At 60.8% G+C, this 13153-nt stretch carries 10 protein-coding genes; 6 read left to right on the top strand and 4 right to left on the bottom strand.

Translation table 11 applies throughout. The annotated features are described in order from the left end of the window. Nucleotides 1–9 precede the first annotated feature (9 nt). Entirely contained in the window at nt 10–1524 is a 1515-nt protein-coding gene (locus tag QMK52_RS26490) for an ABC transporter substrate-binding protein (protein ID WP_194440331.1), read from the top strand. Between the two features lie 117 nt (nt 1525–1641). Here QMK52_RS26490 and QMK52_RS26485 read toward each other — a convergent pair whose 3' ends face one another. The 4 genes from QMK52_RS26485 to QMK52_RS26470 all read right to left on the bottom strand — a co-directional run bounded on the left by QMK52_RS26485 (nt 1642) and on the right by QMK52_RS26470 (nt 5330). Next, complete coding sequence (locus QMK52_RS26485) at nt 1642–2382, bottom strand: YciK family oxidoreductase (protein ID WP_005786287.1); 741 nt, start codon at nt 2380–2382, stop codon at nt 1642–1644. 177 nt (nt 2383–2559) lie between these two features. Then, the gene (mupP, locus tag QMK52_RS26480; RefSeq protein ID WP_320403664.1) at nt 2560–3231 is read right to left on the bottom strand and encodes an N-acetylmuramic acid 6-phosphate phosphatase MupP; all 672 of its coding nucleotides are present in this window, start codon (nt 3229–3231) and stop codon (nt 2560–2562) included. Nucleotides 3232–3235: 4 nt separating this feature from the next. Continuing rightward, nucleotides 3236–3934, bottom strand: coding sequence for a bifunctional 2-polyprenyl-6-hydroxyphenol methylase/3-demethylubiquinol 3-O-methyltransferase UbiG (gene ubiG / locus QMK52_RS26475; protein WP_003172645.1), 699 nt, complete (start codon nt 3932–3934; stop codon nt 3236–3238). 64 nt (nt 3935–3998) lie between these two features. Next, nucleotides 3999–5330 (bottom strand): TRZ/ATZ family hydrolase, encoded by a 1332-nt coding sequence (locus QMK52_RS26470; protein WP_320403663.1) that lies wholly within the window; start codon nt 5328–5330, stop codon nt 3999–4001. A 109-nt stretch (nt 5331–5439) separates the two neighbouring features. On the opposite strand from QMK52_RS26470, the gene mtnA reads away from it, so the two are divergent. The 5 genes from mtnA (at nt 5440) to hisC (ending at nt 13137) form a co-directional block, all read left to right on the top strand. After that, a complete protein-coding gene (gene mtnA, locus QMK52_RS26465; protein ID WP_320403662.1) occupies nt 5440–6510 on the top strand; it encodes an S-methyl-5-thioribose-1-phosphate isomerase in 1071 nt (356 codons plus the stop codon). 425 nt (nt 6511–6935) lie between these two features. Further along, complete coding sequence (gene gyrA, locus QMK52_RS26460) at nt 6936–9590, top strand: DNA gyrase subunit A (RefSeq protein WP_005786294.1); 2655 nt, start codon at nt 6936–6938, stop codon at nt 9588–9590. Nucleotides 9591–9835: 245 nt separating this feature from the next. Then, on the top strand, nt 9836–10921 hold the full coding sequence (gene serC, locus QMK52_RS26455) for a 3-phosphoserine/phosphohydroxythreonine transaminase (RefSeq protein ID WP_320403661.1): 1086 nt from the start codon (nt 9836–9838) through the stop codon (nt 10919–10921). Beyond that, on the top strand, nt 10921–12015 hold the full coding sequence (gene pheA, locus QMK52_RS26450; RefSeq protein WP_003172650.1) for a prephenate dehydratase: 1095 nt from the start codon (nt 10921–10923) through the stop codon (nt 12013–12015). Before serC ends, pheA begins: the two co-directional genes overlap by 1 nt. Before the next feature lie 9 nt (nt 12016–12024). Next, entirely contained in the window at nt 12025–13137 is a 1113-nt protein-coding gene (gene hisC, locus QMK52_RS26445; protein ID WP_320403660.1) for a histidinol-phosphate transaminase, read from the top strand. Nucleotides 13138–13153 lie beyond the last annotated feature (16 nt).

The raw sequence follows: 13153 nt of genomic DNA, 5'->3' as shown, positions 1-13153 counted from the left end.
AGTTGTGATATGCAATCGCGCCACTTGAAGTTGCTCGCCGCCGCTACGCTGACCGCCTGGTCGCTGACCGCAGGCCTGGCCCAGGCCGCCGGTGTCCTCACCATCGGCTGCCGTGAAGACAGCACCACCTTTGACCCGATCAAAAGCGCGCAAAACCGCGACACTTGGGTATTTGCCAACGTCTACGACACCCTGGTGCGCGTGGATAACCTGGGCACCAAGATGGAACCGGGCCTGGCCGAAAGCTGGGACATTTCCAAAGACGGCCTGACGTATACCTTCAAACTGCGCGAAGCGAAGTTCTCCGACGGCTCGCCGATCACCGCTGCCGATGCGGCGTTCAGCCTGCTGCGCATTCGTGACAACAAGGCGTCGTTGTGGAGCGATCCGTTCAGCCTGATCAACACCGCCAAGGCCAGCGATGCGAAGACCCTGGTGGTCACTCTGAAAACCCCGGCGGTGGCCTTCCTCTCGCAACTGGCGTCGCCGACGGTGTCGATCCTGTCGGAAAAAGCCATGACCACGATGGGCGAAGACGCCTACTCGGAAAACCCGGTGACGTCCGGTGCGTTTACCGTGCAAGAGTGGCGCAAGGGCGACCGGGTGATCCTGAAGAAGAACCCGGATTTCTGGCAGGCCAATAACGTCAGTCTCGACGGCGTGGAATGGGTGTCGGTGACCGACGACAACACCCGTATGCGCATGGTGCAGAACAACGAACTCGACACGGCGATCTTCGTACCGTTCTCGCGGGTCGAAGAGCTGAAGAAAGACAAGAACGTGGTGATCCACGCCGACCCGTCTACCCGTGAAGATCACTTGTTGATCAACCACGAGCACGGTTTGCTCGCCAAGCCGCAGGTGCGCCAGGCATTGGACATGGCCATCGACAAACAATCGCTGGTGAAAACCGCTACTTACGGTCAAGGCACCGTGGCGTATTCCTACATTCCCAAAGGCTCGCTGTACCACTACGCCAACAACCTGCAACGTCCTTATGACCCGACTGAGGCCAGGAAACTGCTGGAAGAGGCCGGTGCCAAGGACTTGAAGCTCAACTACGTGGTCAACGCCGGCAACGAGGCCGACGAGCAGATTGCGGTGATCATCAAGGACCAGTTGGCCAAGGTCGGCGTCACCGCCAACCTGCAAAAGGTCGACCCGACCCAAAGCTGGCAGATGCTGGTGGACGGTGAGTACGATATTTCGGTGATGTACTGGACCAACGACATCCTCGACCCGGACCAGAAAACCACCTTCGTGCTGGGCCACGACACCAACCAGAACTACATGACCCGCTACAAGAACGACAAGGTCAAGGCGCTGGTAGCTGCGGCGCGAGTCGAGGCAGACCCGGCCAAGCGTGAGCAGATGTATGTCGAGTTGCAGAAACTGGCGAAACAGGATGTGAACTGGATTGACCTGTACTACAGCCCGTACATCAATATTTCACGCAAGAATGTGAGTAACTTCCTGCAGAACCCGCTGGGGCGCTTCACCTTGGAGGAAGTGGTCAAAAACTGAGTTTTTAACAACACCACAAAGCAATGTGGGAGCTGGCTTGCCTGCGATGGCGATGGAACATTCACCACCGCTATCGCAGGCAAGCCAGCTCCCACATTTTTTGCAGTGTGTCAGGGCTTACTGCGCATCAAATGCCTGTCCATTGATGCCGGCACTGTCCGGCCCCATCAGGTACAGGTACACCGGCATGATCTCTTCCGGTGCTGGCCGCTCCATCGGGTTTTCACCGGGATACGCCTGGGCTCGCATACTCGTGCGTGTACCGCCCGGGTTGATGCTGTTGGCGCGCACTGCCGCTACATCTTCCAGCTCATCGGCCAGGGTTTGCATCAAGCCTTCGGTAGCAAACTTGGACACACCATAAGCCCCCCAATACGCCCGCCCCTTACGCCCGACGCTGCTGGAGGTGAACACCACCGATGCATCCTGGGACAGCTTGAGCAGCGGCAGCAAGGTGCTGGTCAGCATGAACATCGCGTTGACGTTCACATGCATCACGCGCATGAAATTCTCGCCGGACAACTGCTCGATCGGCGTGCGTGGGCCGATGATCGAGGCGTTGTGCAACAGGCCGTCGAGGCGGCCGAATTCTTTTTCGATCATCGCTGCCAGCTCATCGTATTGATGGGGCAGGGCGGTCTCCAGGTTGAACGGGATCACCACCGGTTGCGGCTGGCCGGCGGCTTCGATCTGGTCATATACCTGGGCCAGGTTGGCTTCGGTCTTGCCCAGCAACAGCACGGTCGCGCCATGGGCGGCATAGGTCTTTGCCGCTGCTGCGCCAATCCCGCGGCCGGCGCCGGTGACCAGGATGACCCGGCCTTTGAGCAGTTCTGGAGGGGCAGAATAATCAAACATAAATAGCCTCGACAAAATTCAAGGTGATACACCACTCAAAGTGGAATCCATTTCCTGTGGGAGCTGGCTTGCCTGCGATGGCGGAGTACCTGTCGGCAGATGTGCTGGCTGGCAGACCGCTATCGCAGGCAAGCCAGCTCCCACATTGATCTCATTGTTGTTGAGATCTTCGAACAATCAGCAACTGCACAGCGCGTTATCCAGCACCTTGCGCAATTCCAGCGGGTGATCCACCACCACGTCAGCGCCCCAGTGACGCGGGTTGTCGTCCGGGTGGATATAGCCGTAGGTGACCGCCGCCGTGCGCGTACCGGCATCGCGGCCGGATTCGATATCACGCAGGTCATCGCCCACGAACAATACGCTCGCCGGGTCGAGGTCGAGCAGCTTGCACGCCAGAATCATCGGCTCCGGGTCCGGCTTGCTGTTCTTCACGTGGTCCGGGCAGATCAGCACGGCCGAGCGCTCGGCCAGGCCCAGCCGCTGCATGATCGGTTCGGCAAAGCGCACGGGCTTGTTGGTGACCACACCCCAGATCAGCTTGGCCTTCTCGATGTCTTCCAACAACTCGGCCATGCCGTCGAACACTTTGCTGTGCACCGCGCAGTCCTTGAGGTAGCGCTCCAGGAATTCCTGGCGCAGCTCTTCAAAGCCGGGTGATTCAGGGTCCATTGAAAAGGTCACGGCAACCATCGCCCGCGCACCGCCGGAGATCTCATCGCGGATGTGCTGCGGGTTGATCGGATCCAGGCCGCGGTCTGCGCGCATGGCCTGGCAGATGGCGATAAAGTCCGGTGCGGTATCCAGCAAGGTACCGTCCATGTCGAAGAGAACCGCTCGCAACTTCACAGGCTTACTCCTCGCGCAGGGTCTGGATCATGTAGTTGACGTCAACATCGCTGGCCAGCTTGTAGTGCTTGGTCAGCGGGTTGTAGGTCAGGCCGATGATGTCCTTGACGGTCAGCCCGGCCTGACGGCTCCACGCACCCAGCTCGGAGGGGCGGATGAATTTCTTGAAGTCATGGGTGCCACGCGGCAGCAGCTTCATGATGTATTCGGCGCCAATGATCGCGAACAGGTAAGCCTTGGGGTTGCGGTTGATGGTGGAGAAGAACACCTGGCCGCCGGGCTTGACCATACGGAAGCACGCACGGATCACAGAGGATGGGTCCGGCACGTGTTCGAGCATTTCCAGGCAGGTCACCACGTCAAACTGCTCGGGCATTTCCTCGGCCAGGGCTTCGGCAGTGATCTGGCGGTATTCCACGCTCACGCCGGATTCAAGCTGGTGCAACTGCGCCACGGCCAATGGCGCTTCGCCCATGTCGATGCCCATCACGGTCGCGCCGCGTTGAGCCATGGCTTCGCTGAGGATGCCGCCGCCGCAACCCACGTCCAGCACCTTCTTGCCGGCCAGGTTGACGCGCTCGTCAATCCAGTTGACCCGCAGTGGATTGATGTCGTGCAGGGGTTTGAACTCGCTCTCGCGGTCCCACCAGCGGTGGGCGAGGGCTTCGAATTTGGCGATTTCGGCGTGGTCGACGTTGCTCATGATGAATCCTCTAAATCTGAAAAATCGGTGAGTGGGTGCCGAGCGCATGGGCTCAGCACCTTCGTTATTCGCTGTGCCCGCTGATGCGTTGGCCCCAGGCAATGGCCGTGGCGGTCAACTGTTGTTCATCCATGCGGGTCAATTGCCGGTCGTCGAGCAATGGCTTGCCGGCGACCCAAAGGTGTTTCACGCAATCGCGTCCGGTGGCATATATAAGCTGTGAGACCGGATCGTAGATCGGTTGTTGCGCCAGCCCCGACAGATCGAAGGCGACTATATCTGCGGCCTTGCCGACTTCCAGCGAGCCAATCTCGCTTTCCAGGCCCATGGCCCGTGCACCGTTGAGCGTCGCCATGCGCAGGGCACGGTGGGCGTCCAGAGCGGTGGCCGAGCCGGCGACGGCCTTGGCCAGCATCGCGGCGGTACGGGTTTCGCCCAGCAGGTCCAGGTCATTGTTGCTGGCGGCGCCGTCGGTGCCGATGGCCACATTGACCCCAGCCTGCCACAGGCGCTCAACCGGGCAAAAGCCGCTGGCCAGTTTCAGGTTCGATTCCGGGCAATGGATGACGCTGGTGTTGCTTTCTACCAGCAAAGCCAAGTCTTCTTCGCTGATTTGGGTCATGTGAACGGCCTGGAAGCGCGGCCCGAGCAAGCCGAGGCGACCCAGGCGCGCCAATGGCCGCTCGCCGCTCTGCTCCACGGCTTGTTGTACTTCAAAGGCGGTTTCATGCACATGCATATGGATCGCGGCGTCCAGCTCTTCGGCGATCACCCGGATCTTTTCCAGGTTGGCGTCGCACACGGTGTAGGGCGCGTGAGGGCCGAAGGTGATCTTGATGCGCGGGTGGTGCTTGAGGTCGCCGAACAGCTCGATGCCCTGGCGAAGCGCCTCGTCGGCAGTGCTGGCGCCGGGAATCGGGAAGTCGAGGATCGGCATGGCGATCTGCGCGCGCATACCGCTATTGTGCACGCAATCGCTGGCGACCTTGGGGAAGAAGTACATGTCGGAGAAGCAGGTGATGCCGCCCTTGAGCTGTTCGGCGATGGCCAGGTTGGTGCCGTCGCGCACAAAGGCTTCATCGACCCATTTGGCTTCGGCCGGCCAGATGTGTTTTTCCAGCCAGGTCATCAACGGCAGGTCATCGGCCAAGCCACGGAACAGGCTCATTGCCGCATGGCCGTGGGCGTTGATCAAGCCGGGGCTGAGCAACATGCCGGGCAGTTCGCGCACCTCATTGGCCGCCAGCTTCAATGCGGCGGCCCGTGGGCCGATAAAGGCAATGCGCCCATCGCGGATGCCCAGACCATGCTCTTTGAGCACCACGCCGGCAGGTTCGACCGGTACCAGCCAGGTCGGCAAGAGCAACACGTCGAGCGGGGCGGCAGTGGAGGTCATCGCAGGCTTCTTCCCAGGCAGCTATAAAAGAAGGGCGAAGTATACCCGAGCGTCCTGGCTGGCGGATCGCTATAATCCGCGGCTTTTGTTCATGAGTGCGGGGTAAGGGATGCGCGACCGACTGTTGGCTGCAGAGAAAGTGAAGGCCATCGATTGGCGTGACGGCGCGCTGTACCTGCTCGATCAGCGCGTGTTGCCGTCCCGGGAGAGCTGGGTGGCCTGTCATACCGTCGCGGCGGTGGCCGAGGCCATTCGTTCGATGGTGGTGCGGGGCGCAGCGGCCATCGGCATCAGCGCCGCCTATGGCCTGGTGCTGGCCGCCCGTGAGCGCATTGCCGAGGGTGGCGACTGGCAGGCAGCGTGGGAAGAAGACTACGCGCTGCTGGCCGATAGCCGCCCGACCGGGTCGAATCTGTTCTGGGCACTCAAGAATATGCGCGACTGCCTGGACCGCCTCAAGCAGCACGCCGACCCGGTTGCCGTGCTGGAAGCCCAGGCCATTGTGATCCATGAAAGCGACCGGGAGGCCAATGTGGTCATGGCCCAGTTGGGTATGGAGCGGATTCGCAAGCACCAGGGCAACGCCCAGGCGATCCTCACCCATGGCAACGCCGGAGCATTGGCCACGGGCGGTGTCGGTACGGCCCACGGCGTGATTCGCGCGGCGTTCCTGGAGGGGCTGGTCGAGCAGGTCTATGTCAACGAAACCCGTCCATGGCTGCAAGGCTCGCGCCTGACGGCGTGGGAGTTGGCGGGCGAGGGCATCCCGGTGACGGTGAATGCCGACTCCGCCGGGGCGCATATCCTCAAGACCAAAGGCGTGACCTGGGTGGTGGTCGGTGCTGACTGTATTGCCGCCAATGGTGACGTGATCAGCAAGATCGGCACTTATCAGCTAGCCGTCTGTGCCATGCATCATGGCGTGCGCTTTATGGTGGTGGCGTCGAGTTCGACGCTCGATTTGATGATGGCTACCGGCGATGATGTTGCGCTGGAGACGCGCGATCCCCCTGAGCTGCTGGACGTCATGGGGCAGCGGCTGGAGGTGGATGCGTTTAATCCGGTATTTGATGTGACCCCGGCCGACCTGATTGATGTGATCGTGACCGAGAAAGGCGTGGTCGAGCGGCCGGATACTGCCAAATTGGCCAGGTTGATGTGCCGTAAGCGGCTGCATTGAGGACAGTGGTGTCTGTGAAATAGCAATCGGGGGCAAGCCCCCTCCCACATTTTGACTGTATTCACAATTCAAGTGTGGGAGGGGGGCTTGCCCCCGATTGGGCCCGAAAGTCAATAAAACCCTCGGATCCATCCTCAAAAAACAGCATCACCCCACCTCTGAGCCCCTCTCGTCCCCTTCAAGCCTGTCATCCGTCAAATTACTAGCCTCCATGCGCATCAGGGGGATAGGTGCGTGGCGGCGATTGTGATAACATCCGGCGGTTTCCAGGGCTGCCCCGAGGGGTTGCCCATAACGCGCAGATCCGTGTCATAACTCGTTGATTTGTCGTAAGTCGTTGTCAGGCACTGTGTCGGCAGCGGCGAGCTTCGTTCGTCCCGAATGGATGTAACGAGGTTTCACCCGAAAAAGGAATCAGGCTTCTCATGGGCGAACTGGCCAAAGAAATCCTCCCGGTCAATATCGAAGACGAGCTGAAACAGTCCTACCTCGACTACGCGATGAGCGTAATTGTCGGTCGGGCACTGCCTGATGCGCGCGATGGCTTGAAGCCCGTGCACCGGCGTGTGCTGTTCGCGATGAGCGAGCTGGGTAACGACTGGAACAAGCCGTACAAGAAATCTGCCCGTGTTGTCGGTGACGTGATCGGTAAGTATCACCCTCACGGCGACACTGCGGTGTACGACACCATCGTTCGGATGGCCCAGCCGTTTTCCCTGCGCTACCTGCTGGTAGACGGCCAGGGCAACTTCGGTTCGGTCGACGGCGACAACGCCGCGGCCATGCGATACACCGAAGTGCGCATGACCAAGCTGGCGCATGAGCTGCTGGCCGACCTGCATAAAGAAACCGTGGACTGGGTGCCGAACTACGACGGCACCGAAATGATCCCGGCCGTCATGCCCACCAAGATCCCCAACCTGCTGGTCAACGGCTCCAGCGGTATCGCCGTGGGCATGGCCACCAACATCCCGCCGCACAACCTCGGTGAAGTCATCGATGGTTGCCTGGCCCTTATCGACAACCCCGAGCTGACTGTCGATGAGCTGATGCAGTACATCCCCGGCCCGGACTTCCCGACCGCCGCGATCATCAACGGTCGCGCCGGCATCATCGAAGCCTACCGCACCGGTCGCGGGCGCATTTACATGCGCGCCCGTTCGATGATCGAAGACATCGACAAGGTCGGTGGCCGCCAGCAGATCGTCATCACCGAACTCCCGTACCAGCTGAACAAAGCGCGCCTGATCGAGAAGATCGCCGAGCTGGTTAAAGAGAAGAAGCTCGAAGGCATTACCGAACTGCGCGACGAGTCCGACAAAGACGGTATGCGCGTGGTGATCGAACTGCGTCGTGGCGAAGTGCCTGAGGTGATCCTCAACAACCTCTACGCCCAGACCCAGCTGCAAAGCGTGTTTGGTATCAACGTGGTTGCACTGATCGACGGCCGCCCACGCATCCTGAACCTCAAGGATCTGCTGGAAGCTTTCGTTCGTCACCGTCGTGAAGTAGTGACCCGCCGTACCGTGTTCGAACTGCGCAAGGCCCGCGAGCGCGGTCACATCCTGGAAGGCCAGGCCGTTGCGCTGTCGAACATCGACCCGGTGATCGCCCTGATCAAGGCCTCGCCAACCCCGTCGGAAGCCAAGGAAGCGTTGATCAGCACGCCTTGGGAATCCAGCGCCGTGGTGGCCATGGTTGAGCGCGCAGGCGCCGATTCTTGCCGTCCGGAAACCCTGGACCCGCAATACGGCCTGCGCGAAGGCAAGTACTTCCTGTCGCCGGAGCAGGCCCAGGCCATCCTGGAACTGCGCCTGCACCGCCTGACCGGTCTTGAGCACGAGAAGCTGCTGGCCGAGTACCAGGAGATCCTCAACCAGATCGGCGAGTTGATCCGCATCCTCAGCAGCGCCGTGCGCCTGATGGAAGTGATCCGCGAAGAACTGGAAGTGATCCGCGCCGAGTACGGCGACGTGCGCCGCACCGAAATCCTCGATGCGCGCCTGGACCTGACCCTGGGTGACATGATCCCGGAAGAAGAGCGCGTCGTGACCATCTCCCACGGTGGCTATGCCAAGACCCAGCCGTTGGCTGCGTATCAGGCCCAGCGTCGTGGCGGTAAAGGTAAATCGGCTACCGGCGTCAAGGATGAGGACTACATCGCTCACCTGCTGGTCGCCAACAGCCACACCACGCTGCTGCTGTTCTCCAGCAAGGGCAAGGTGTACTGGCTCAAAACCTACGAAATCCCGGAAGCTTCCCGTGCTGCCCGTGGTCGCCCATTGGTCAACCTGCTGCCGCTGGACAGTGATGAATACATCACCACCATGCTGCCGGTCGAGGAATACACCGAAGGTCACTTCATCTTCATGGCCACCGCCAAGGGCACCGTGAAGAAGACCCCGCTGGAATCCTTCAGCCGTCAACGCAGCGTGGGCCTGATCGCCCTGGAGCTGGATGAAGGTGACGTACTGATTTCCGCCGCCATTACCGATGGCGAGCGCGAAGTCATGCTGTTCTCCGATGGCGGCAAGGTTACGCGCTTCAAGGAATCCGACGTGCGCGCCATGGGCCGTACCGCCCGCGGTGTACGCGGCATGCGCCTGCCGGAAGGGCAGAAGCTGATTTCGATGCTGATCCCGGAAGAAGGCAGCCAGATCCTCACCGCTTCCGAGCGCGGCTACGGCAAGCGCACTGCCATCAGCGAGTTCCCGGAGTACAAGCGTGGCGGCCAGGGCGTGATCGCCATGGTCAGCAACGACCGCAACGGCCGTCTGGTCGGCGCGGTGCAGGTGCTTGATGGCGAGGAGATCATGCTGATTTCCGACCAGGGCACCCTGGTGCGTACCCGTGTGGCTGAAGTGTCGAGCCTGGGCCGTAACACCCAGGGCGTGACCCTGATCAAGCTGGCCAAGGATGAAAAACTGGTCGGCCTGGAGCGTGTGCAGGAGCCTTCGGAAGTTGAAGGTGAAGAGCTGGAAGGCGAGGAGTTCGACGGCGAGGTGATCGCAGCCGGCGATGACAACGTCGACGAGCCAACCCTCGATGCTGCCGCAGACGAAGAAGAACCGCAGGAATAAGCGGACACACAGGGGGCGGATGAAGATTCGCCCCCTTGTTGTTTGTCCCCTTTGAAAAATACACGTCCTTTGCCTGGACGCGGTCCATGTGGGAGCTGGCTTGCCTGCGATAGCATCACCGCGGTATCACTGGAACTACCGAGGTGCCTGTATCGCAGGCAAGCCAGCTCCCACATGGGTTGGCTTCAGAAAAAGGGTGTTGCCGAACATGATTGCAGCCCCACCAGATCAGAGTGAGATTGGATGTGAGCAAGAGAGCCTATAACTTCTGTGCCGGTCCCGCGGCGCTTCCTGAAGCAGTCCTGCAGCGTGCGCAGGGTGAACTCCTCGACTGGCATGGAAAAGGCCTCTCCGTGATGGAAATGAGCCATCGCAGCGATGAGTTCGTGTCCATCGCCACCAAGGCCGAGCAGGATCTGCGCGACTTGCTGGACATCCCATCCAATTACAAAGTGCTGTTCCTGCAAGGCGGCGCGAGCCAGCAGTTCGCTCAGATCCCACTGAACCTGTTGCCCGAAGAGGGCACTGCCGACTATATCGACACCGGTATCTGGGGGCAGAAAGCCATTGAAGAAGCCTCGCGCTACGGTCACGTCAATGTGGCCGGTACCGCCAAGCCCTACGACTACTTCGCCATTCCAGGTCAGAACGAGTGGAAGCTGACGAAGGACGCGGCCTACGTTCACTACGTCGCGAACGAAACCATCGGTGGCCTGGAATTTGATTGGGTGCCTGAAGTCGGTGACGTTCCGCTGGTGTGCGACATGTCCTCGGACATCCTCTCGCGCCCGATCGACGTGTCCCGGTACGGCATGATCTACGCCGGTGCGCAAAAGAACATCGGCCCGAGCGGCATCCTGGTCAATATCATCCGCGAAGACCTGCTCGGTCGCGCCCGTTCGCTGTGCCCGACCATGCTCAACTACAAGGTCGCGGCCGATAACGGCTCGATGTACAACACCCCGCCGGCGTTTGCCTGGTACCTGTCCGGCCTGGTCTTCGAATGGCTCAAGGAGCAGGGCGGTGTGGCTGCGATGGGCAAGCGCAACGAAGAGAAGAAGCGCACCCTGTACGACTTCATCGACGCCAGCGGCCTGTACAGCAACCCGATCAACCTTACCGACCGCTCGTGGATGAACGTGCCGTTCCGCCTGGCCGATGATCGCCTGGACAAGCCGTTCCTGGCCGGCGCCGACGAGCGTGGCTTGCTGAACCTCAAGGGCCACCGCTCGGTCGGTGGTATGCGCGCCTCCATTTATAACGCTGTCGACATCCACGCCATCAACGCGCTGGTTGCCTACATGGCAGAGTTCGAAAAGGACCATGGCTAATGTCTGAGCAAGAACTCAAAGCCCTGCGCGTACGCATTGACAGCCTGGACGAGAAGGTCCTGGAGCTGATCAGTGAGCGCGCGCGCTGCGCCCAGGAAGTGGCTCGGGTGAAAATGGCGTCCCTGGCAGAAGGCGAAGTGCCGGTGTTCTACCGGCCTGAGCGCGAAGCCCAGGTGCTAAAGCGCGTGATGGAGCGCAACAAGGGGCCGCTGGGCAATGAGGAGATGGCGCGGTTGTTCCGTGAAATCATGTCTTCTTGCCTTGCCCTTGAGCAGCCGCTGAAAGTGGCCTACCTGGGCCCTGAAGGCACTTTCACCCAGGCGGCGGCCATGAAGCACTTCGGCCACGCGGTGATCAGCAAGCCGATGGCGGCCATCGACGAAGTGTTCCGCGAAGTGGCGGCCGGCGCGGTGAATTTTGGCGTGGTGCCGGTGGAAAACTCCACTGAAGGCGCGGTCAACCACACGCTGGACAGCTTCCTCGAGCACGACATGGTGATCTGTGGCGAAGTCGAGTTGCGTATTCACCACCACCTGCTGGTGGGCGAGAACACCAAGACCGACAGCATCAGCCGTATCTACTCTCACGCTCAGTCCCTGGCCCAGTGCCGCAAGTGGCTGGACGCCCATTACCCGAATGTCGAGCGCGTGGCGGTGTCCAGCAACGCCGAAGCGGCCAAGCGGGTCAAGGGTGAGTGGAACTCGGCGGCGATTGCCGGCGATATGGCTGCGGGCCTCTACGGGCTGACACGCTTGGCCGAGAAAATCGAGGACCGCCCGGACAACTCCACGCGCTTCTTGATGATCGGCAGCCAGGAAGTGCCGCCAACCGGCGACGACAAGACTTCGATCATCGTTTCCATGAGCAACAAGCCCGGCGCGTTGCATGAGCTGCTGGTGCCATTCCACGATAACGGGATTGACCTGACGCGCATCGAGACTCGTCCTTCGCGCAGCGGTAAATGGACCTACGTGTTCTTTATCGACTTCATCGGCCACCACCGCGACCCGCTGGTCAAGGGCGTGCTGGAGAAGATCAGTCAGGAAGCCGTGGCACTCAAAGTGCTGGGCTCTTACCCGAAAGCGGTTTTGTGAGGCTTTGACATGAGTGGCAACTTCCTCGCCCTGGCACAGCCGGGCGTGCAACAACTCTCGCCTTACGTTCCAGGCAAGCCTGTGGACGAACTGGCCCGTGAGTTGAATCTGGACCCGTCCAGGATCGTCAAGCTGGCGAGTAACGAAAACCCGCTGGGTCCGAGCCCCAAAGTATTGGCGGCGATTCGGGAGGAGCTTGCCGAGCTGACCCGTTATCCCGACGGCAATGGCTTTGCCCTCAAGTCCCTGCTGGCAGACAAATGCCGGGTCGAGCTCAATCAGGTGACCCTGGGCAATGGCTCCAACGACATTCTTGAACTGGTCGGGCGTGCCTACCTGGCGCCCGGTTTGAATGCGGTATTCAGCGAACATGCCTTTGCGGTCTACCCCATTGTCACCCAGGCCGTGGGGGCTGATGCGCGCGTCATTCCCGCCAAGGATTGGGGCCACGACCTGCCGGCGATGCTGGCAGCGATCGATGCGCAAACCCGCGTGGTGTTTATCGCGAACCCGAACAACCCGACCGGCACCTGGTTCGATGCGCAGGCCCTGAACGAGTTCCTGCAGAACGTGCCGGAGCATGTGCTGGTTGTGCTGGACGAAGCCTACATCGAGTACGCCGAAGGCGGCGACCTGCCCGATGGCCTGGATTTCCTCGCGGCCTACCCGAACCTGCTGGTGTCGCGCACCTTCTCCAAGGCTTATGGCCTGGCGTCGTTGCGGGTGGGCTACGGCCTGTCCACAGCGGTAGTGGCCGATGTGCTGAACCGCGTACGCCAACCGTTCAACGTCAACAGCCTGGCCCTGGCGGCTGCGTGTGCGGCGGTGAAGGATGCCCAATACCTGGAAGAAGGGCGCCGCCTTAACGAAAGCGGCATGTTGCAGTTGCAGGACGGCTTTCGCGAGTTGGGCCTGGGCTGGATTCCGTCCAAGGGCAACTTCATCTGCGTCGACCTCGGCCAAGAGGCTGCACCGGTATTTCAGGGCTTGTTGCGCGAAGGCGTGATCGTGCGTCCGGTGGCCAACTACGGTATGCCGAACCACCTGCGTATCACCATTGGTTTGCCGGCCGAGAACAGCCGCTTCCTGGAGGCGTTGGCCAAGGTTCTGGCCCGTGGTTGATGTCACTGCATTGCAA

Origin of the sequence: Pseudomonas sp. P9_2 (assembly GCF_034008255.1) — a bacterium.
In the GTDB taxonomy this organism is placed as follows: Bacteria; Pseudomonadota; Gammaproteobacteria; order Pseudomonadales; family Pseudomonadaceae; genus Aquipseudomonas; species Aquipseudomonas synxantha_A.
Note: the sequence above shows the minus strand (reverse complement) of the source record. Positions and strands in the feature narration are given on the sequence as shown.